Source organism: Flavobacterium algoriphilum (genome assembly GCF_048158655.1).
Taxonomy (GTDB): Bacteria; Bacteroidota; Bacteroidia; order Flavobacteriales; family Flavobacteriaceae; genus Flavobacterium; species Flavobacterium algoriphilum.
Window position 1 is genome coordinate 17327 of record NZ_JBLNKY010000009.1, and the last position, 21016, is coordinate 38342.

19 protein-coding genes and 1 other RNA gene are annotated in these 21016 nt (G+C 32.3%); 6 read left to right on the forward strand and 14 right to left on the reverse strand.

The features are described 5' to 3' along the window. Positions 1 to 148: 148 nt before the first annotated feature. From ACM55G_RS14045 to pyrR, 6 genes are all read right to left on the reverse strand, one after another. The gene (locus ACM55G_RS14045; RefSeq protein WP_416844569.1) at positions 149 to 652 is read right to left on the reverse strand and encodes a CAP domain-containing protein; all 504 of its coding nucleotides are present in this window, start codon (positions 650 to 652) and stop codon (positions 149 to 151) included. A gap of 165 nt (positions 653 to 817) precedes the next feature. Further along, a complete protein-coding gene (pdxH, locus tag ACM55G_RS14050; RefSeq protein ID WP_416844570.1) occupies positions 818 to 1462 on the reverse strand; it encodes a pyridoxamine 5'-phosphate oxidase in 645 nt (214 codons plus the stop codon). A gap of 103 nt (positions 1463 to 1565) precedes the next feature. Then, a complete protein-coding gene (locus tag ACM55G_RS14055; RefSeq protein ID WP_416844571.1) occupies positions 1566 to 2471 on the reverse strand; it encodes a ribonuclease Z in 906 nt (301 codons plus the stop codon). 81 nt (positions 2472 to 2552) lie between these two features. Further along, entirely contained in the window at positions 2553 to 2885 is a 333-nt protein-coding gene (locus ACM55G_RS14060; RefSeq protein WP_416844572.1) for a ribonuclease Z, read from the reverse strand. Between the two features lie 74 nt (positions 2886 to 2959). Next, positions 2960 to 3886: an aspartate carbamoyltransferase catalytic subunit gene (locus ACM55G_RS14065; RefSeq protein ID WP_416844573.1), complete on the reverse strand. Its 927-nt coding sequence runs from the start codon at positions 3884 to 3886 to the stop codon at positions 2960 to 2962. Positions 3887 to 3939: 53 nt separating this feature from the next. Next, on the reverse strand, positions 3940 to 4479 hold the full coding sequence (gene pyrR / locus ACM55G_RS14070; protein WP_416844574.1) for a bifunctional pyr operon transcriptional regulator/uracil phosphoribosyltransferase PyrR: 540 nt from the start codon (positions 4477 to 4479) through the stop codon (positions 3940 to 3942). Between the two features lie 389 nt (positions 4480 to 4868). Between pyrR and ACM55G_RS14075 the strand changes: the two genes are divergently transcribed. Both ACM55G_RS14075 and ACM55G_RS14080 read left to right on the forward strand, forming a co-directional pair. Beyond that, complete coding sequence (locus ACM55G_RS14075; RefSeq protein WP_416844575.1) at positions 4869 to 5042, forward strand: hypothetical protein; 174 nt, start codon at positions 4869 to 4871, stop codon at positions 5040 to 5042. A gap of 464 nt (positions 5043 to 5506) precedes the next feature. Beyond that, positions 5507 to 6424, forward strand: coding sequence for a hypothetical protein (locus tag ACM55G_RS14080; protein WP_416844576.1), 918 nt, complete (start codon positions 5507 to 5509; stop codon positions 6422 to 6424). A gap of 87 nt (positions 6425 to 6511) precedes the next feature. On the opposite strand, the gene ACM55G_RS14085 is transcribed toward ACM55G_RS14080, so the two are convergent. From ACM55G_RS14085 to ACM55G_RS14100, 4 genes are all read right to left on the reverse strand, one after another. Then, positions 6512 to 8128, reverse strand: coding sequence for an ABC-F family ATP-binding cassette domain-containing protein (locus tag ACM55G_RS14085; RefSeq protein WP_416844577.1), 1617 nt, complete (start codon positions 8126 to 8128; stop codon positions 6512 to 6514). Between the two features lie 195 nt (positions 8129 to 8323). Then, positions 8324 to 10351 (reverse strand): beta-N-acetylhexosaminidase, encoded by a 2028-nt coding sequence (locus ACM55G_RS14090; protein ID WP_416844578.1) that lies wholly within the window; start codon positions 10349 to 10351, stop codon positions 8324 to 8326. Between the two features lie 17 nt (positions 10352 to 10368). Then, positions 10369 to 12306 carry a glucosamine-6-phosphate deaminase gene (gene nagB, locus ACM55G_RS14095; RefSeq protein ID WP_416844579.1) on the reverse strand — a complete coding sequence of 646 codons (1938 nt, stop codon included), beginning with the start codon at positions 12304 to 12306 and terminating at the stop codon, positions 10369 to 10371. A gap of 98 nt (positions 12307 to 12404) precedes the next feature. Then, entirely contained in the window at positions 12405 to 12551 is a 147-nt protein-coding gene (locus ACM55G_RS14100) for a hypothetical protein (RefSeq protein WP_416844580.1), read from the reverse strand. A 312-nt stretch (positions 12552 to 12863) separates the two neighbouring features. Here ACM55G_RS14100 and ACM55G_RS14105 point away from each other — a divergent pair, with 312 nt between their 5' ends. Continuing rightward, a complete protein-coding gene (locus tag ACM55G_RS14105; RefSeq protein WP_416844581.1) occupies positions 12864 to 14525 on the forward strand; it encodes an MFS transporter in 1662 nt (553 codons plus the stop codon). A 120-nt stretch (positions 14526 to 14645) separates the two neighbouring features. Here the strand turns inward: ACM55G_RS14105 and fsa are convergent, their stop codons facing one another. The 3 genes from fsa to ffs all read right to left on the reverse strand — a co-directional run bounded on the left by fsa (position 14646) and on the right by ffs (position 16495). Next, positions 14646 to 15302: a fructose-6-phosphate aldolase gene (gene fsa / locus ACM55G_RS14110; protein WP_416844582.1), complete on the reverse strand. Its 657-nt coding sequence runs from the start codon at positions 15300 to 15302 to the stop codon at positions 14646 to 14648. Positions 15303 to 15482: 180 nt separating this feature from the next. Beyond that, the gene (locus tag ACM55G_RS14115) at positions 15483 to 16286 is read right to left on the reverse strand and encodes an SDR family oxidoreductase (protein ID WP_416844583.1); all 804 of its coding nucleotides are present in this window, start codon (positions 16284 to 16286) and stop codon (positions 15483 to 15485) included. Positions 16287 to 16397: 111 nt separating this feature from the next. Then, positions 16398 to 16495, reverse strand: an RNA gene (ffs, locus tag ACM55G_RS14120) — signal recognition particle sRNA small type. 88 nt (positions 16496 to 16583) lie between these two features. On the opposite strand from ffs, the gene ACM55G_RS14125 reads away from it, so the two are divergent. Then, a complete protein-coding gene (locus tag ACM55G_RS14125) occupies positions 16584 to 17633 on the forward strand; it encodes a glutaminyl-peptide cyclotransferase (protein WP_416844584.1) in 1050 nt (349 codons plus the stop codon). Positions 17634 to 17641: 8 nt separating this feature from the next. After that, positions 17642 to 18880, forward strand: a complete 1239-nt coding sequence (hutI, locus tag ACM55G_RS14130; RefSeq protein WP_416844585.1) for an imidazolonepropionase — start codon at positions 17642 to 17644, stop codon at positions 18878 to 18880. A gap of 46 nt (positions 18881 to 18926) precedes the next feature. On the opposite strand, the gene ACM55G_RS14135 is transcribed toward hutI, so the two are convergent. Continuing rightward, positions 18927 to 19811 carry a hypothetical protein gene (locus ACM55G_RS14135; protein ID WP_416844586.1) on the reverse strand — a complete coding sequence of 295 codons (885 nt, stop codon included), beginning with the start codon at positions 19809 to 19811 and terminating at the stop codon, positions 18927 to 18929. A gap of 104 nt (positions 19812 to 19915) precedes the next feature. On the opposite strand from ACM55G_RS14135, the gene ACM55G_RS14140 reads away from it, so the two are divergent. After that, positions 19916 to 20944, forward strand: a complete 1029-nt coding sequence (locus tag ACM55G_RS14140) for a formimidoylglutamase (protein ID WP_416844587.1) — start codon at positions 19916 to 19918, stop codon at positions 20942 to 20944. Positions 20945 to 21016 lie beyond the last annotated feature (72 nt).

The following is a 21016-nucleotide window of genomic DNA, read 5'->3' on the forward strand; positions in this document are numbered from 1 at the left end:
AAATCAAGCATTTTAAAACAGTTTCTTCAGTATTATAATTGTAAACTTTATATAGATTTAAACTAAATTATCAAATCAACAAAATAAAAAAAGACTGTCTTTTGGGGGAAAGACAGCCTCTTAATACCAAAAAAAATAAAAAATTAACTTATATTTTTGCGAAGATATTTGTGTAATATTTTTTACCAGTCACTGGATTTTCTCTTATAGCTATTCCAAAATGAGTGAAGTTACCTTCAATATTTTCTTTATGTCCAGGACTAGCTAACCAAGCATTTAAAGCAGCTTGAGGCGTATTATAATTATATGCTATATTTTCACTTACAGTTTTAGCTCCTAAAACTTTAATTATATTTTCAGAACGAGCTACAAAATCATTATGATTAACTACATTATTAGTAATCATATAATTATCATGTTCTTCTGATTTATAAGATATATAATTGATTTTTTCTAAAGGATTTAAACCAACGCTAACTCTATAATTATTTATTAAATTCATAGCTTCTATTTCAGAAGTACTATAAGAGTATTCAACTACCTTTTGAGTTGTCACAGCTGTAGTTGAAGCTTCAGTACTATCAGAAGAACAAGAATTCATTGTAAGTACTGCAGTAACGAGTAATATTGTATAGAGTAATTTAGATTTCATAATAATAGTAGTTTAAATTTAAAGTAGATTGTGGGGCAAACTCCTTTATTGTATTAACAAATATGTGTTTTAATAATATTCAAATCTACATATTTTATCGTTTAACTACCAAATAAAATCGACGAACTGCATGATAAACATTTTTTTATATGTAATATTCTTACATTAAGGAGACAATCTATCGATTTTCCAAGAGAAATCTTCTTGACTTGCATACCTAATTCTATCATGCAATCTATTGGGCCTTCCTTGCCAAAATTCAACTTCTAAAGGAGTAATCAAAAATCCTCCCCAATGCTCCGGTCTTGGAATAACCATACTATCAAAATCTTTTTCTAATTGTTTTAGATTTTCTTCTAAATATTCTCGCGAAGGAACTACTTCACTTTGATTTGATACTATCGCTCCCAATTTACTTCCATCAGGTCTGGATTCAAAATAATTATCTGAAATAGTTTCTGAAGTTTTCTGGGCAATACCTTTTATAATAACCTGACGTTCCATTGTATGCCAAAAAAAAGAAAGACATACTTTAGGGTTATCGGCTATAGCCTTACCTTTTTCTGAATTATAATTGGTATAAAAAATAAATCCCTCCTCATTGAATTTTTTTAATAACACAACTCTAGACTTGGGAAAGCCATCCAAACCAATTGTAGAGACGGTCATGGCGTTAACTTCTTCATTAGCACTAAAATCTTCTGCTTCATGAAACCATCTATTAAATAGGTTTATTGGATCTTCCGGAATATTAGATTCTGATAACTCACTCTTTTCGTAGGATTTTCTGTAATTGCTTAAATCACTCATTTTTTTTTATTTTAAGATTATTTGATTTTTAAGATTATTCGAAATAGAATAATCTTAAAAATACAGTATCAATTTTATAGTGCAATAGCTAAATAGTCTTTATTTAAAACTCAAAAATTTTTCCGTCATCGGCTAACAGCACTTCTGGAAAAATTGTTTCGGCTTCCTCCTTAAATAATTCGATGCTTTGATATCTTGTAGAATAATGTCCTAAAATTAATTGCTTTGTATTAGATTTCAAAGCAATCATTGCGGCTTCTTTTGCAGTAGAGTGCAATGTTTTTTTTGCCAGATTTTCTTCTGATTGCAAAAAAGTAGATTCATGATACAATACATCTACATTTTCAATAATTGGAAGGATGGATTCATTATATGCAGTATCAGAACAAAAAGCATAATTTTTTGCAGGAATAGGATCGAATGTTAATTTATCATTCTCAATGACTCTCCCATCTTCTAGAGTGATGTCTTTGCCGTTTTTTATTTTCTGATAATAACACGTATCGATCTCATAATTTTGAACAGCATCTAAATTTAGTTTCCGCTCCCCTATTTTTTCTTGGAATAAAAAACCATTGGTATAAACACGATGCTTTAATGGAATGGTTTTCACCAGAACCTTTTCATCTTCAAAGATTACTTCACTTTCAAGCGATTCTAATTCATGGAAAAATAATCCGTAATTAGTCCAGGAATTGGACAATCGCAATTGTAACTTAATGATTTCTTGAATCCCTTTAGGTCCATAGATATGTAATTCATTGACCCTGTTAAGCAAGGTAAAAGTTGATACCAAGCCTACTAATCCAAAAAAATGATCCCCATGCAAATGTGAAATAAAAATATGATTTATCTTAGAAAACCTAATTTTGTTTTTGCGCAATTGCACTTGGGTTCCTTCACCGCAATCAATCAGAAAAAGTCTGTTTTTTATTTCTAAAATCTGTGAGGTAGGATTGGTAAAGGTTCGAGGTGTTGCAGCATAGCAACCAAGTATTGTTAATTTCAATTTGACGGCTTTATTACAAGTTGTAATTTTAAATTTATTAAATATTCAACAACTTTTGATTATAATTTATTGTTATAAATATTAAAAACCTAATTCTCTTTCTATTTCTTCCATTTCAATTATATCATGTGCTTCTAACAAGGAAGGAACGACAGTTAATTTGGCAGGGACTGCATTATAATCAAAATCTGAAGTGACAATGACCAATGACTTTTTAGCTTTTTTATGTTGTTTTGATAATGGCAAAAATAACTTTATATTGTCAATAGATAAATCTTTGTAAAGCAGTAGATCTATAATCAAGTTATGATTTTCAAACGTTTTGTATTGGTGTGTGACTTTCATCAGAAAAGAAGTAAAATCACCCTGTGTATCTTTAATTGTAATTGTATGGCCTTTTTGATCAACTTTCATTTTTATGAGTTTCAGAGTCTGCATCTGAACAGACAGGTTACCAAGTAGCTAAGTTACTACGTTTTTCTTCGAAATTACTGAATTTTTGAAGCCAAAAGGTAAATTACTGCCATTCTAATCGCTACACCATTTTCTACTTGGTTTAAAATTACAGACTGATGCGAATCTGCAACTTCACTGGTTATTTCGACACCACGATTGATAGGTCCCGGATGCATGATTGTGATTTCTTTCTTCAGCGAATTTAACAGCGTTTTATCAACTCCATATTGCTGTGCGTATTCTCTTGTCGACGGAAAATAATTCACATCCATTCTCTCGTTTTGTACCCGTAACATATTTGCCACATCGCACCATTCAAGTGCTTTTCTCAAATTAGGTTCCACAGTTACACCCAGTGATTCAATATGTCGTGGAATTAATGTTTTAGGACCGCAAACTTTTACTTCTGCTCCTTGCATTTGCAAAGCATATATATTAGATAATGCTACTCTGGAATGCAATACATCACCTACAATGACTACTTTTTTCCCTGCAACTTCTCCTAGTTTTTCTCTAATGGAATAACTGTCTAATAAAGCTTGAGTGGGATGTTCATGGGCACCGTCACCTGCATTTATAATACTGGCTTTTACGTTTTTGGATAGGAAATAAGCAGCACCAGGATTAGAATGTCTCATTACTACCATATCTACTTTCATCGAAAGTATATTACTAACGGTATCAATTAGCGTTTCCCCTTTTTTAACAGAGGATTGAGCAGCCGAAAAGCTAATAACATCGGCAGATAAACGTTTCTGCGCTAATTCAAAAGAGAGTTTAGTTCGGGTACTGTTTTCGAAAAAAATATTGGCAATGGTAATATCTCGTAAAGAAGGTACTTTCTTAATTGGTCGGTTAATGACTTCTTTAAAATGATCGGCTGTTTCAAAAATTAGGTCAATATCATTTTTGTTGATGTACTTTATGCCTAATAAATGATTTACGCTTAATTCTTTCATTTTTTTACGATTATTAGTTTTTTAATAGTTTAGATTATTAAATAAAATAGTTTCTAACTTATAATTAAATACACCCCATCTTCACCATCATTTTCTTTCCAGCTCACTTTCACTTTTTCGTTATTTATGGCATCTACCTGTCTTCCCCTATAATCCGGTTGAATGGGTAAATTGCGGCTGAAACGTCTGTCTATTAAAACCAGTAGTTCAATTTCAGAAGGCCGCCCAAAAGATTGAATAGCAGTCAAACCAGATCGAATACTTCGACCCGTAAATAAAACATCGTCAATGAAAATGACTTTTTTATTTTCAACAATAAAATTAATCTTGGTTTTATTAGCTTCTAATGGTTTATCCGTTCTACGAAAATCATCTCTAAAAAAGGTAATATCCAGATAACCCAATTGAATTTCAGGAGTTTGGTATTCTTTTTCTAATATTTCTTTCAAACGTTCCGCTAAAAAAACCCCTCTTGGTTGAATTCCTACCAAAATAGTGTCTGAAAAATCTAAGTGCTTTTCAATCAACTGACAGGCCAAACGATGTAATATGATAGTAACTTCTTTTGCAGTAAGTAATACTTTTTGACTCATGTTAAAGTGTGTTGTTTGGTTTTGCAAATATACGAATTCGAATTTATGATTTTATAATTATAAAGCAAGAAAATAGTTGCATTTATTATTTACTGTAAAATCCATGTTGTCATATATCAAATAAATTACAAAGCCCTCATTTTGTGTGTTTTACAAAATACTAAACACGAAAAAAATAGTAATCAATGGCTAATTAAATTATAAAGTCACAATACCTATCAACAAAAATTAAGAGATTTAAATAAAAAGTACTATTGATCCTATTTTTAAATTTAATTTAAATTAAAACAATTAAAAAATTCATGAAAAACTGTGAAAATTATATAACAAATGACTGTTAAGATTCTGTATCTTTATATTTTAACATCAACTTTTAAAAACATAAAATCATGAAAAAAGAAATAACAAGATTATTGATGCTTTTTATAGTGTTAATTTCATTTACAAGCTGTTCAGTAATTGAAGGCATATTCAAAGCCGGTGTTGGTGTTGGTATTTTTATTGTGATTGTTGTAATTGCTATCGTCGTTTTTTTAATTAGCAAAATCTTTGGAAAGAAGTAATCAAAAAATTGACTAAAGTTTGATTAATTATTCTTTTGTCAATTAAATAGCTAAAACTAAAGTTTCATGAAATAAAAAGCTTTCCAAAAGTAATTTTTGGGAAGCTTTTTATTTACTCGATTGATTATTTATATATTTAAAAGTCCTTTTTTAATCTTATTCAAATTAAATTTAAAAAAGAAAAGGAATCCTTTAAATAATTTTCAAATAAAATTTAATTTTAAGAAACATTTATAATTTGTAAAAGAACTAAATCTTAATTTTTTGATTATCAAAAAAAAATGTGTTGAATCTAATTTTCAAACATTTAAAAAAAATTAATCGTTAAAATACTACAAATTTTAAATAATAAATGACTTTAATCGTATATACCAATCCGTTCATAGAATAAGTTAATTTAATTTTTTTTGTACGATAAATTTTAATAATTTAACATAACATTTAAATTATTAAAAGTAAAATCTATGAAAAAATTTGCCAAAAAACTTAAAGTCTTTTTAAAATTTTCTTACCTACTTGTCTTTTTTAGCATGGTCTATTCTTGTCAAAATGAAGAATTTACGCCTTCTGACGCTACAAATAATAAAACCGCAACTACAAAATTAAAAACAACCTTAGTGGCTCCATTTTCTGCTAAAATATCAAGTGGTAATTGCAACACAGATTGTATTAAAGTTGACGGACCTTATTTTAAAACAACAGACCAACAAATTGTTACTTGGGGCGGTCCTAATAATGATAAGTTCAGTAAAACAGTAGACATTGAATATTATAATACAACTACTGCTTTTATTTTAAAAATAAAAAGTACTAATGGATGGAAGGATTTGGTAATAGATGGGGTTTCATCATGGACAACTGGTCCTGTTGCTGCTGGTGCGTGGGGTACACTAACCATTCCGTTAGGCTCAGGTTGGAATACTTGTGATATTAAAAAATTTGCATTACAAATTACAGGAAATGGACCTCAGGCAGTTTTTGATGTAAATTATAGTCTTTTTGGAGTTTGCAACGAATGTGTTGCTTCATTTACTGGAAAAGCCATTTCGTGTGGTCAATCTCGTGAAGCTCTTTATAAATTTAAATCAGTATCTGATTTATCTTATTTTAAAATACAAGGTGGGTTGACTAACTTTACTGGTACTAATGCTGTTGTAACTGTAATTGGTGGTACTAATACAACAACTACACAATCTACACCTAGTGGAAGTTCAAATAGAATAATAAAAGTTGAAGGAGCTATTTTTAAATGTTCTGAAATAACAATAAGAGTTACTTGGAATTCAACAAATACTGGAAGTATAATTACTGGAAGTTGGTCTATATCAACAAATAATCCAAGTGTTGCTCTTGCCCCTATTGCTGGATTAACTTGTAATTAGAAATAATTGCAGACAGTAGATTGATATAATAAAAAAGGCGAGCGTTTTAAAAACACTCGCCTTTTTCTATATTAAAAAACTCTTCTTTTAAGAATACATTTTCACTCTTAATTCCTGTACTTTTTCATCATCAAGATAATCATCAAATGTCATGTAACGATCAATCGCTCCATTGGGAGTCAATTCAATAACTCTATTGGCAACCGTTTGAGAGAATTCATGATCATGAGTGGTAAAAATAACAGATCCTTTAAAGTTTTTCAAGGAATTATTAAAAGCTGTTATCGACTCTAAATCCAAGTGATTCGTTGGTTCATCTAGCATCAAGACATTGGCTCTTTCCATCATCATTCGAGACAACATACAACGTACTTTTTCTCCACCCGACAATACTCTACAGGTTTTCAACGCTTCTTCCCCAGAGAAAATCATTTTACCAAGAAAACTACGAATGTTAACCTCATCACGCTCTTCCTCTGTTTTTACCCATTGTCGCAACCAATCTACAAGTGAATAATCACTTTCAAAAAAAGAATGATTTTCTACTGGTAAATAGGCTTGGTTTGTAGTGACTCCCCAATCATAAGTTCCTGAATCTGCTTTTTTATTTCCGTTTAAAATTTCGTAAAAAGCTGTTGTAGCACGGGAATCTTTCGAGAAAAGAACGATTTTATCGCCTTTTGCCATATTCAAATCAACTCCCTGAAACAAAATTTCGCCATCAATTGAGGCACTTAAATTCTGTACATTCAAGATTTGATCTCCTGCTTCACGCTCTTGGTCAAAAATAATTGCCGGGTAACGACGGCTTGAAGGTTTTATCTCGGAAATATTAAGTTTACTGATCATTTTTTTACGAGAAGTAGCTTGTTTTGATTTGGCTACATTCGCGCTAAAACGACGAATAAATTCTTCTAATTCCTGTTTCTTTTCTTCCGCTTTCTTATTTTGTTGTGCGCGTTGCTTCGCGGCTAATTGGCTTGATTCATACCAAAAAGTATAATTTCCTGAATAATGATTTATTTTACTGAAATCAATATCCGATATATGGGTACAAACTGAATCTAAAAAGTGTCTGTCGTGAGAAACCACAATTACTGTATTTTCATAATTTGCCAAGAAATTCTCTAACCAAGCTATGGTTTCAAAATCCAGATCATTGGTAGGCTCATCCATAATAAGCAAATCCGGATTTCCAAAAAGCGCTTGTGCCAAAAGGACACGAACTTTTATCTTTCCTTCTAAATCTCCCATTAAAGTATAATGATATTCTTCTGTAATACCAAGGTTTGATAACATCGATGCTGCATCCGAATCGGCATTCCATCCATTCATTTCTTCAAATTGCACTTGCAACTCTCCTATTCTATCAGCATTTTTATCGTCGTAATCTAAATACAAAGCATCCATTTCTTTTTTGATGGCATACAATGTTTTATTTCCCATCATCACGGTCTCAAGAACCGTACTCTCATCAAACATATTATGGTTTTGGTTCAAAACCGACATACGTTTCCCTGGCTCCAAGTGAATATGTCCAGATGTAGGATCCATTTCACCGGAAATTATTTTAAGAAAAGTAGATTTTCCAGCACCGTTGGCTCCAATAACTCCGTAAATATTACCGTGTGTGAAGGTCGTATTTACTTCGTCAAACAAAATTCGTTTGCCAAACTGAACTGATAAATTATTAACTGTTAACATGAATATTTTTTTATAAAATTTTTGCAAAAATACAAAAAAAAATACTGATTTCCTTAATTCGAAAAAACACATTTTAATAAGTTGTCTTTTGGTCCATATTAAAAGGATAATCAAAAAAAATCCTGACAAAATATTGTCAGGATTGTAATATTAATCTTCTTTAAATAATCAAATTAGAAAGGAACTACTATCTAGTTACAGCAACTTTTTTAAACTATTATAAACGGCTAATTCTACATCAGCAGAACTTCTAGAATTACATTGTTCTAATAAATCATTCAATACCGCTGAATTTATAATTTGTTTTTTTTCAATTTTAAGTAAAAGCTGCTGGGACAAATCATTTAAACTTTTAGACAATGGTAAAAGCGGTTGCACCAGTGGAGCATTTGCACTTAAACGAATTAATTCAGCATTCATAAAAATCCATTTTTTTAAAAAATTGGTCACCAAAGTTTGATTTTCTTGACTTTTATTTTCTAAATAATTGTTTACGGCAGTATCAAAATCAAAAACATCGGCAGCATCGGCGGTACACCCATCAGCAAATAAAGTTAATGGAGAATGCATGCGGTATTTTTTTCCTCCACCATTACGTTTATAATTTTTAAGTGGCTCACAAACATTCGAAAAATCATTTAAAGCAGCTGTGTTTTGATTGTTACTGATATTTCTTAGAATAACCTCTTTGTTTCTAATGTGCGTAATTCCCAGTCCTTCTAATCGGAAAGAAATTGTTTTTAATCTTTTTCGCATGCTATTCATGTCGGTAACATTTTCATTAGACCACAATCGTTCCGCAATAGCGGCTGTGCGTGGCCAAATCCTTGAATCTATGTTTAAAGGCGTTACGAGTTCGCTCCACATCGCTGCTTCGCCTCCCAATATTCTGGCTTTTTCTTCCGGAGTCAGAACAGTGTTTTTTGGTATCGGGTCATTCAAATAATGTTTCTCTATACCAAGCATTAAATCAATATAATAACCATTGGACAAAACTGTTTTAAATCCACTTTTTGCTGCTTTTATTAACGACCCCTCAGAAGAAAGACCTTGATTGGTTCCTTTCCAGGCATGGATTATGGCATCTTTAGACATGTTTTCAGTCATGATTTCTTCCCAGCCCATTAGTTTTTTGTTGTGCTTTTTCAACATTGGAATCAACTGCATGTTAAAATACGTTTGCAAATCATGGTTATTCTCCAAGTTATTTTTTTTCTTAAATTCCTGTATTTTAGGATTTGCATTCCACTCTTTGCCATTATTTTCATCACCTCCAATATGAAAATAAGCACTTGGAAATAAAGGGCAAACTTCGTCAAAAATTTCGCTTAGTAATTCATAGGTTTTTGGGTTTGAAGGATCTAATGTCGCATTGAAAACCCCTGAATTTCTTTGCACTTCATAAGCAACTTTTCCGTCACTTACTTTACTTCCTACTTCAGGATATGCGGTAAGGAATGCCGAAGCATGCCCTGGCACATCTATTTCCGGTATAACTAAAACCCCCCTTTGATCCGCATATTTTACAATATTTTTGATTTCTTCCTGAGTATAAAAATTCCCATCCGAAGCCAATTCAGTTAATTTTGGATGTTTTTTCATTTCAATTCTCCATCCTTGATCATCTGCTAAATGCCAATGAAAAACATTCATTTTCATCGCAGCCATGGCGTCAAGATTTCTTTTAATAACATCCACTGGCTGAAAATTCCGCGCCCCGTCAATCATCAATCCTCTCCAGGTAAATCGTGGTGAATCTGTAATTTCAACTGTCGGAAAATAATAGGATGTGCTGTTATTTTGCAGTAATTGTAATAATGTATTCAAACCATGCAGCGCACCTAAATCAGATGTGGCATTGATTGTTATTTTATTGGAAGTTATCATAAGTGTATAACTTTCATCTTGATTTATTTCTATTTTCCCGTTGCGGACACAATTAATTTGCAATTCTGCTTCTGGACTTTCGTTGATTTTTGTCAAAAAACTTTGCTCCAGGAACAATCCTGTTCTGCCATCTAATCTTCGTAAAAAACGGGTTGCTCCAATAAAAATTCTAGGATTTGGGTCACCGGTAATATTTACTTTAAAACTTTTGCTTAAAGCAAAAGTACCAGCAGTCAAATTTATATTTTGTGGCCACGGCATTAGATCTAACTGTTCTTTTTCAATTTGGGCATTCGATACAAAAGCAAAAAATAATAGAATCAAAATGTATTTCATAAGTTTCAATGTTGATTTTAATAGTAAAAACGTTTAAAAGCTTCAATAGCTTCATATTCAGCAAGACCTAAATTATCATACAATTTTGCAGTATTCTTATTACGGTCTTCCGCTCTTACCCAAAATTCTCTGGAGTCATTTCCTTGAAACATCACTCTGTCTTTTTGGGATTGATGGTATAAAATGGCATGTCTTTTTAATAAAACCTCATCAGGACTTAGAGGTACCGCCATATCTATTTCATGGATGTCCCATTCATGCCAAGCGCCTCGATACAACCATAACCAACAATCATTCATGTATTGCTCTGGCTTCAATTGTTTCATTGCAGCAAAAATTGCATTCAAACAAACTTCATGAGTCCCATGTGGATCTGCTAAATCTCCTGCTGCAAAAACTTGGTGCGGTTTTATTTTTGCAATGATATCCTTTACAATTGCAACATCAGCTGTCCCTAATGGATTTTTCTTTATCTGACCCGTTTCATAAAAAGGCATGTCTAAAAAATGGATATTTCCGTCTTTTAAACCAATATATCTTGTGGCAGCGTTCGATTCACGGCGTCTGATGAGACCTTTCAGTTTTCGGACTTCTGACGAATCAATTTGATTTTCGTTTTTATTGTTTAAAAAATCGATAACTGCCTTAAAATTAATATTAGTTTCGTCTGTGCCAACAAAATCACTACAGACTTCGGCAAACTTCAACGCTTCATCGTCTGTAACGGCTATGTTTCCTGATGTTTGATACACCACATGAACATCGTGCCCTTGTTTTATTAATTTTGAAAAAGTTCCTCCCATGGAAATCACATCATCATCAGGATGTGGGCTGAAAAGGATTACTCTCTTTTTCGCTGGAGTAGCCCTTTCTGGTCTATTGGAATCATCAGTATTGGGCTTTCCTCCCGGCCATCCAGTTAAAGTATGCTGCAAAACATTGAACATATTTATATTCAAATCGTAAGCGGAGCCTTCCAAAGCCAATAGATCAGACATTCCGTTATTATTGTAGTCTCTATCCGTTAGTTTTAAAATCGATTGGTTTGTTTTCTGGCATAGCCAAACAATAGCCTTGCTTTTTAATTCTTGAGTCCAAATGCATTCTCCAACCAACCATGGTGTTTTAAATCGGGTTAATTCAGAAGCTGCAGATTGGTCTAAAACGAAAGTGGCATTAGTATGATTTTGCAAAAATGTAGCCGGAACTTCAGAACTGATGTCTCCTTGAATGGTTCTCTTTATGATATCAGCTTTATTTTGGCCCCAAGCCATTAGCACAATTCTTTTGGATCTAAGAATTGTAGAAACGCCCATTGTAATCGCTCTTTTAGGAACATTGTCAATACCATTAAAATCTGAGGAAGCATCGACTCTTGTAATGTGATCCAAAGTAATTATTCGAGTTCCTGAATTAATGTGGGATCCAGGTTCATTAAAACCTACGTGACCCGTACGACCAATTCCTAATAATTGAAAATCTAGTCCACCTGCATTTTTTATATTCATTTCATAATCAATACAATATTGATTCAGTTCTTCAATGGCTCCAGTTCCATCTGGAATATGAATGTTTTCAGGCTTAACATCTATATGATTAAAAAGATGCTGATGCATAAAATAATGATAGCTCTGATTGTTCTCTTTAGTCATTGGATAATATTCATCCAAATTAAAAGTGATTACATTCCTAAAACTAAGTCCTTCTTGTTTATGCATTCTAACCAATTCTTCATACACTTTTATAGGTGAAGAACCGGTTGCTAAACCAATAACACAAGATTTATTTTCCTCTTGTTTGGATTTAATTAATTGAGCAATTTCTTGAGCTACAATTACAGAAGCTTCTGTTGAGTTTTTGAAAATTTCGTTGTGAATTTTTTCAAATCTAGTTTCTTCAAATTTACCGGCACTTTTATAGCTAATATCAGGGTTAATTTCTAAAGTACTTTTCATTTTATTTTGTTTTAAATCTAATTTATAAAGATATGCTTTTTTTAAAAATGGTATGAATATTAGGAACCACTTATACCCTTTAAATTCCATTCTTTTATTTATTTTTTAGAAGATAGGCATGGTAATATCGCATCCAAGTCTAGTTCCGCAACTCTTGCGAATTCTGATTTGTTTGTTCTCTCATAACTCAATTCGGCTGCTTTCATTTTAAAAGCTTTGTCATAAATTTTGCGGACTTGTTTCATAAGTTAAAATTAAGATTTATTTCTTTACTTTCTGTGAAGTCTAAGTTAGCTTATCCATTATTATACTTTACCATAGGGAGAAATTATAGTAAAGATGTAAAAAGTAAAATTTTAGAATAAATTCCATTTCAATATTTTATTTGAAAAAGCAAAAATTTAGAAAAAAAAGCATCTTTTTTTAACAAAAAGTGATTATTCTATAATTCTACTAATATTTATTCTAAATAATTTTTTTTTAATTTACTTAACAAATACATTTACCACCTTACTGCAGAAAAAAAAAAAATTAAACTAAAAAACCAAAAAAAAATTATGAATTCAGAACAGACGAAGTCGAATAATTCGGCTCTTTATACCTTAATTACAGTATTCTTCTTTTGGGGATTTATTGGAGCATCAAATGGTGTTTTTATCCCTTTTTGTAAAGCCAAATTTGGCTTAGACCAATTTCAAAGCCAACTTATCGATTTTGCTTTTTATGGTGCTTATTACATAGGAGCTTTACTACTTTTCATTTTTAGTAGTTTAGCCAAAAATGATATTCTAAATGCTTGGGGATTCAAAAAAGGAATTATATATGGATTATTGATCAGTACTTTTGGAGCTGCTTTAATGATATTAGCTGTTACTCAAGGAAGTTATTTATTCATTTTAGGTGCTTTATTCATAGTTGCGTTAGGTTTTTCTTTACAACAAACTTCCGCACAACCTTTTGCTGCTTCGTTAGGTGAGCCTCACAGCGCATCGAGCAGATTAAACCTTGCAGGAGGAATCAATTCATTTGGAACTACAATAGGACCAATAGTCGTTTCTTTCGCTTTATTTGGCGTTTTTTCTGGAGTTAGTATTGAAGAATTCGCACAAAAAGCAAATTCATTGGATTCTATGAGAATTCTATATGTATTTGTTGGCGGACTTTTTTTATTGGCTGCAGCATTATTCCATTTTTCTAAAAAATTACCGTCAGGAAAAAGTGATTCTTCTTTTGAAACAGCTCGTAATGCAATGAAAACGCTCATTGCCATTACAGTAATATTAATCGCTATTTTTGCTTATATCTTCTCTCGTTATGAAGATCCTGAATTTATAACTCGTTTTATAGATAATAAAGAAAAAGATTATTTAGGTTTAGGTCTATCTGTAGCAACATTATTAGTTGTTGTTATTGGATTATTATTCTCTAATGTAACAGCACAAAAAAAAGCTGAAGGTTGGGGTGCAATGAGATATCCTCAATTAGTTTTAGGAATGTTAGCACTATTCACTTATGTAGGTGTAGAGGTAACGATAGGGAGTAACCTTGGTTCATTATTAGAAACAGATGTTTTTGGTAAAATTACCGGACCGGCTTTAGCTCCTTATATGTCTATGTATTGGGGAAGTTTAATGATTGGTCGTTGGGCAGGTGCAATTTCTGTTTTTAACCCATCCTCTCAACTTAAAAAAATATTATTGATCGTTATCCCTTATGTAGCTTTTGGTGTTGTTTTGGCAGCTAATGCAATTTCAGGTCAGGATGTTACACCATTATATGGTTACGCATTGGTAATTGTATTCCAAATTGCTGGTTTCTTTTTAGGTAAGGATCAACCTTCTAGAACCTTAATGATTTTTGGTTTAATGGGAATGATTGCCATGTTAATTGGTTTATTCACTACAGGAACAATCGCTATTTTTGCTTTTATGAGTGGTGGTTTATTTTTAAGCATCATGTGGCCTTGTATTTTCTCACTAGCAATTGCAGGTTTAGGAAAATATACATCTCAAGGTTCTGGATTCTTAGTAATGATGATTTTAGGTGGTGGAATTATTCCTCCACTCCAAGGAAAACTTGCTGATATCATTGGAATTCACGCTTCATATACAATCCCAGTGCTCTGTTTTGCTTTTATAGCATTCTACGGTTGGAAAGTAATTGGAATACTTGAAAAACAAGGTATCGGACACGAAATAGAAGTTGGTGGAGCACACTAATTTTAGCACAATATAATACCTACCAAAAAACAAACCAAATAAAAAAATCCCATCGAGACCTAGGTTGATGGGATTTTTTTATTTAAATGATTAGACTCAAACAGCTCTCTGGAAATTTTTTTATTTATTTCCTTTCTCGAAATCAGCAACAAACTGTGCCAATCCAATATCAGTCAATGGGTGTTTCAATAAACCGTGAATAGCCGAAAGTGGTCCAGTTATAACATCGGCACCAATTTTTGCACAGTTTACAATATGCATGGTGTGACGAACTGAAGCAGCCAGAATTTGAGTTTCATACCCATAGTTATCATAAATCAATCTGATTTCTTCAATCAAAGCCAAACCGTCTGTAGAGATATCATCCAAACGACCAATAAATGGAGAAACATAAGTCGCACCAGCTTTTGCAGCCAATAAAGCCTGACCAGCAGAGAATACTAAAGTAACATTGGTTTTAATTCCTTTATCCGAAAAATATTTGGCAGCCATAACACCTTCTTTGGTCATTGGCAATTTCACTACAATTTGATCATGTAAATCAGCTAATTCTTCACCTTCTTTAACCATTCCGTCAAAATCCAATGCATTTACTTCGGCACTTACATCACCATCAACAAGATTACAAATTTCAACGTAATGTTTCAAAATGCTGTTTTTCCCAGTGATTCCTTCTTTTGCCATCAATGAGGGATTGGTTGTAACCCCATCCAAAACGCCTAATGCATGTGCTTCTTTAATTTGAGCTAAATTAGCCGTGTCAATAAAAAATTTCATAATATATAATTTAATTTGTGTGTTATTAAAATTTGGGCGTGACCCTTCGTGAAAAACTTCGGGTCGGGCTTTTCGTTACAATCTTTCTAGTCCTGAACTTATTTCAGGATCATGAAACAAGTTCAGGACTATAAAGGATTTTCACTGCAATCCCTCACGCTACTAAAATTCGATGCAAAATTACAACTTATAATGCTTCATAAGCATTTTTTCATATACTTTATCCGGTAAAATTCTCTTCAAGACAATCGAAAATTTTTGCATAAAAACACCCACTTTATAATGAATTTTAGGATTCGGGGTTTGGATAATTTTATAGACTGCTTCTGCCATTTCATTTGGATTACTGCCACTATCAACATGTTCATCCATAGTTTTTAAAGTATTTCCATACGCACTTTCATAAGCAGAACCTTTTATAACCGGAGCATGAAAACGTCCTGAAGCTATATTAGTCGCAAAATCGCCAGGTGCAACATTCGTAATGTGAATGCCAAATGCCTTCACTTCCATGCGCAACCCTTCTGTAATAAGTTCTAAAGCTCCTTTTGAAGCCGAATAAACACTGCGATAAGGCAAACCCATATAAGCAGCAATAGAAGTAATATTAATGATTAAACCCGATTGCTGGGAACGCATTTGTGGCAACACCGCTTTCATCACCTCAATTGGTCCAAAGAAATTAGTTTCAAAATTATTCTTAATCTCATGCATTGGAATTTCTTCAAGAGGTCCTGTAATTCCTACTCCGGCATTATTGATTACAACATCCAATCTTCCCGAAATAGCAATTACTTTATCTACAGCCGCATGAATCGAATCCGTATCCCGAACATCTAAAGCAACTAAAGGAAAAACCGAATTTAAAATTTGTTCTGGATTTCTACTGGTTCCATAGACAACAAAACCTTTATGGTGTAAAAACTCTCCGATAGATTTTCCTATTCCTGAAGAACCTCCTGTAATTAGAACTACTTTATTCATATTTATTGAAGTTTATAATACGAAAGATCCAAAAATAAAAAAATCCTCCCGAAGGAAGACTACTTATTTCTGTGAATTTCGAAAAGAATCTGAAATAAATCCAGATTTAAAAAATGGCAAGCGACCTACATCGCACCGCTCAACCACGTACCCTTGCTATGTTCCCATCCTGGGGGAGTCTGCAGGAGCTGGTCGTGTAGGACTTGCCGCTGCAAATATACAAACTTTTTATATTTTTGCAAGTGCTTTGAACCTATAAAAATAACGTTGTATATTGGTACATCAAAAAATCAAACTATGAGAAACTATAACTTCCTATCTTTCATTTTATTAGGAATCACCTTAGCAAGTTGCAACGAGACAAAAAAAGGCGAAAATACAGTCTTTACCTTTGATATTTCTAAATTTAAGGAGCAATATCAGCCACATGAAGCGATAGAATTAGGAATTTCGAACCCAAATTCGAAAACTATTGATAGTATTATCTATTACATAAATGATAAAAAATTAGCTTCTAAAAAAGGATTGAACAAACTAACGTTTGAATTGAAAGACCAGAAACTGGGCTACCAAAACCTCAAAGCTTTAGTTTATTACGAAGGTGAAAACTCAGAAGCTACAGCAAGAGTAGAATTAGTTTCTAATATTCAGCCAAAATTATTAAAATACACAATCATCAATACTTATCCGCACGATAAAGAATCTTTTACCGAAGGTTTAGAGTTTTATAAAGATACTTTATATGAAAGCACGGGGCAAAATGGGAAATCTTATTTTAGAAAATACGATTACAAAACTGGAAAAGTCTATAAACAAGTTGACCTTGATAAAAAATATTTTGGAGAAGGAATTACTTTTCTAAATGACAAAATGTATCAATTGACTTGGCAAGAAAAAACAGGTTTTATCTATGATGCAAAAACTTTAAAACTAGAAAAAACCTTTGCATATGATAAAGACATTGAAGGTTGGGGAATGACGAATGACGGTAAATATATCTATCAAACGGACAAAACAGAGAAAATCTGGAAAATGGATCCAAATACTCAAAAAATGATTGACTACATCAATGTATATTCTGGTAATTCAAAAATCAAAGCTATCAACGAATTGGAATGGATTAATGGAAAAATTTACACGAATGTTTGGCAAAAAGATGCTATAGCTGTAGTAAACCCTTTAAATGGAGCTGTTGAGGGTATTTTAGACATGTCTGGTTTAAGAAAATTAATTAATGTAGCTCCGGAAGATGTTTTAAACGGAATTGCCTACAATCCAAAAACCAAAACCATTTTTGTAACTGGTAAAAATTGGGATAAAATGTTTGAAATAAAAGTTTCAGAGTAATTTTTCAAATGACAACACTCATCATCAATATAAAGGAATTACTTCAGGTTCGGGAAACTTTAATTTCAAAAGTGTCCGGTGCTGAAATGGCTATTCTTCCAACTATTAAAAATGCTTTTGTAGTAATTAAAGACAACTTAATTGCTGATTTTGGCTCAATGGATAATTTTCCTAAAATAAATGCCGATAAAACTATTGATGCAGGCGGAAAAATGGTTTTACCTTCCTGGTGTGACAGTCACACCCATATTGTTTATGCTGGTAATAGGGAACAAGAATTCGTTGATAGAATAAATGGCTTTACTTATGAAGAAATTGCCAATCGTGGCGGTGGAATCTTAAATTCTGCAAAAAAACTCAACGAATCTACTGAAGAAGAAATCTACGACCAATCTAAAGCGCGACTGGAAGAAATTATGCGTTTAGGAACTGGAGCGGTAGAAATCAAATCAGGATATGGATTAACAGTTGATGGAGAGCTCAAAATACTTCGCATTATTCAACGCCTAGCTCAAAATTATCCCATTACCATAAAAGCAACTTTTCTTGGTGCTCACGCTTTCCCATTGGAATATAAAGTAAATCATCAAGGATATATTGATATAATCATCAATCAAATGCTTCCAGAAATTGCCAAAAATAAACTGGCAGACTTTATAGATGTATTCTGCGAAAACGGTTATTTCACTGTTTTAGAAACGGAACAAATCATGGAAGCTGGGATCCGTTTTGGCTTAAAGCCAAAAATTCATGTCAACCAGTTTAATTCTATTGGCGGAATTCAGGCTGGGATAAAATACAATGCCCTTTCAGTAGATCATTTAGAAGTTATGACAACTGAAGATATTATTACTTTAAAAAATACAGCAACAATGCCGGTTGCTTTACCATCCTGTTCTTATTTCTTGAGTATTCCGTATACTCCTGCACGAGAAATGATAACCGCAGGGCTTCCACTGGCATTAGCAACGGATTATAATCCGGGGTCTACTCCCTCAGGAAACATGAATTTTGTGATTGCCACTGCTTGTATCAAAATGAAAATGACTCCGGAAGAAGCTATAAATGCAGCCACAATAAATGGAGCGTATGCAATGGGAATTTCAAAAACCCATGGAAGTATAACTATTGGCAAAAAAGCAAACCTCATTATCACAAAATCTATTCCCTCCTACTATCAATTACCTTATGCTTTTGGTAGTAATCTTATTGATACTGTATTAATAGAAGGTAAAGTTTTTGAATAAAAAAAGAGGAACAATGCTCCTCTTTTTTTATTTGATGCTTTAAATATTATTTCAAAGTAAAACTTGTTTTAGAAACTAGTTCTCCTTTATCAAAAACATTTACAAAATAATTTCCTTTTTCGAAATTTTTACTTTTTAGATCCTGAGAAACATTAACAGTTTTATTTTCATATTTAACATTAGTTGCAAAACTATATGTTAAACTATTATCTCCAAAAGTTTCTGTTTTTTTGTCTCCTACTACGTTGTTTTTACTGTCAATTACTTGAACGTAATACGTTTTATCTCCTGATTGTGCAATTTGATTTTCAGCAATTGTAAAACTAACTCTAAGAGCATCTGCTCTACTTGCTTTATCCGTTTCTATTTGTTTTCCAGAACTTCTTAATTTGAAAGCTGAACCTCTTGTGTTTAAAACAGTTAATTTTGAACCTTTTTCAACAACTTTTGCTAGTTCTTCATTTTGTCCTGTTAACGCTTCAACATTCTTTTTAGTTTCTCCTAATACCACAACGGTACTATCACGTTGCGTAGTTAAAGTTGTATTTTGTTTTTTTAAACCTTCATTCTCGGCCATTAAAACTTTCATATTCCCTTGCAAAGAAAGGAACTGTGTTCTATATTTTGACATAGAAGCGACATCGCCTTTAGATTTACTTAAATCAGACATTAAGTTTACCACTTTATCTCTTTCTTGAATTAACTCATCAGACATTGATGTATTTTCCGCAATCGCAGCATCATAAGTAGATTTCAATTCTTGTAAATCTTTCATTACGGATTCTTTTTCGGTCAATGTAGATTTTAATTCCGTTTTAACTACATCAACATCAGAAGTCATTTTAAAAATATACACTAAACTTCCCACTAATAGAACTGCTAAAACCGCTATAACCGCTTTAAGACTTGAACTGCTTTTTTGATTTTCCATATTTTAATTTTAATTTTTTATTTAAACAAATTTAACAATATATAACTAGGTAATAACGTATGTTAACACAAATATATTATTTTTGAAAAAAAATATTTTTTTTAATGGAAAAAATTATCCCGTTTACAATCAATGATCTTGCAAAAATTACAGACCATAGAAGTGGTGAAATAAAATTTGGAGAGAAAATGATAACTGTTCCAAAAGAGGCTGATCCTATTGCGTTTCTAAAAACTTGCGATGCTAAATATGTATTATTAGGAATACCGGAAGATATAGGCATAAGAGCTAATTTTGGAAGACCTGGTGCGGCATCTGCCTGGGATAGTGCTATTAAAAGCATTGCTAATATCCAGCACAATCGTTTTTGCAAAGGAAGTCAACTGGTAATTTTAGGTCAATTAAATGTCCTGGAGGAAATGAAAGAAGTGGAACATTTAGATTTTAATGATATTGACGATCGCTCTAAATTAAGTCAACTCGTAGAAAAAATTGATAAGGATGTCTCTCATATAATCTTTAATATTGTAAAGTTGGGAAAAACGCCTATAATCATCGGCGGCGGACACAATAATGCTTATGGAAATATAAAAGGTGCGGCTCTTGCTAAAGGAAAACCGGTAAATGCGATAAATTTTGATGCCCATTCTGATTTTAGAATCTTAGAAGGACGTCACAGCGGTAACGGTTTTTCATACGCTTTCGAAGAAGGTTTTTTAAAAAAATATTTTATTTTTGGCTTGCACGAAAATTATACATCCAAAAGCGTATTGGACATCATAAAAAAAATTGAAGACCGAGTGCGTTATAATACTTATGATAGTGTAAACATCCGAAAAGAAAAAGATTTTAATCAAGAAATGATCCAAGCCTTAGAGTTTATAAATGACGACTTTTACGGAATTGAGATCGATCTTGATGCAATCCCCAATATTGCATGCAGTGCAATGACATTGAGTGGCTTCTCTGTAGAACAACTTCGCCAATTTATTTCATTTTTTGCGAAAAATAAAAATGCTACCTATTTGCATATTTGTGAAGGTGCACCTGATTTAGGAGAAGATAAAAACAATCATTTAATAGGGAAACTCATAGGCTATCTTATAACCGATTTTATAAAAGCAAACCAGTAAATTGGTTAAACGAATAACCGATTTAACCTAATCGATAAATAACACTATCTTTGCTTCCTTATCTATATACTT

Bases quoted from the DNA above. Each gene is read 5' to 3' on its own strand.
- ACM55G_RS14075 (WP_416844575.1), top strand. From the start codon at position 4,869: ATGAAAAAAGAAATAACAAGATTATTGATGCTTTTTATAGTGTTAATT.
- hutI (WP_416844585.1), top strand. From the start codon at position 17,642: ATGACAACACTCATCATCAATATAAAGGAATTACTTCAGGTTCGGGAA.
- fsa (WP_416844582.1), bottom strand. From the start codon at position 15,302: ATGAAATTTTTTATTGACACGGCTAATTTAGCTCAAATTAAAGAAGCA.
- ACM55G_RS14125 (WP_416844584.1), top strand. From the start codon at position 16,584: ATGAGAAACTATAACTTCCTATCTTTCATTTTATTAGGAATCACCTTA.
- ACM55G_RS14105 (WP_416844581.1), top strand. From the start codon at position 12,864: ATGAATTCAGAACAGACGAAGTCGAATAATTCGGCTCTTTATACCTTA.
- ACM55G_RS14135 (WP_416844586.1), bottom strand. From the start codon at position 19,811: ATGGAAAATCAAAAAAGCAGTTCAAGTCTTAAAGCGGTTATAGCGGTT.
- ACM55G_RS14080 (WP_416844576.1), top strand. From the start codon at position 5,507: ATGAAAAAATTTGCCAAAAAACTTAAAGTCTTTTTAAAATTTTCTTAC.
- ACM55G_RS14140 (WP_416844587.1), top strand. From the start codon at position 19,916: ATGGAAAAAATTATCCCGTTTACAATCAATGATCTTGCAAAAATTACA.
- ACM55G_RS14100 (WP_416844580.1), bottom strand. From the start codon at position 12,551: ATGAAACAAGTCCGCAAAATTTATGACAAAGCTTTTAAAATGAAAGCA.
- ACM55G_RS14085 (WP_416844577.1), bottom strand. From the start codon at position 8,128: ATGTTAACAGTTAATAATTTATCAGTTCAGTTTGGCAAACGAATTTTG.
- ACM55G_RS14115 (WP_416844583.1), bottom strand. From the start codon at position 16,286: ATGAATAAAGTAGTTCTAATTACAGGAGGTTCTTCAGGAATAGGAAAA.
- pyrR (WP_416844574.1), bottom strand. From the start codon at position 4,479: ATGAGTCAAAAAGTATTACTTACTGCAAAAGAAGTTACTATCATATTA.
- ACM55G_RS14065 (WP_416844573.1), bottom strand. From the start codon at position 3,886: ATGAAAGAATTAAGCGTAAATCATTTATTAGGCATAAAGTACATCAAC.
- ACM55G_RS14045 (WP_416844569.1), bottom strand. From the start codon at position 652: ATGAAATCTAAATTACTCTATACAATATTACTCGTTACTGCAGTACTT.
- ACM55G_RS14090 (WP_416844578.1), bottom strand. From the start codon at position 10,351: ATGAAATACATTTTGATTCTATTATTTTTTGCTTTTGTATCGAATGCC.
- nagB (WP_416844579.1), bottom strand. From the start codon at position 12,306: ATGAAAAGTACTTTAGAAATTAACCCTGATATTAGCTATAAAAGTGCC.
- ACM55G_RS14060 (WP_416844572.1), bottom strand. From the start codon at position 2,885: ATGAAAGTTGATCAAAAAGGCCATACAATTACAATTAAAGATACACAG.
- pdxH (WP_416844570.1), bottom strand. From the start codon at position 1,462: ATGAGTGATTTAAGCAATTACAGAAAATCCTACGAAAAGAGTGAGTTA.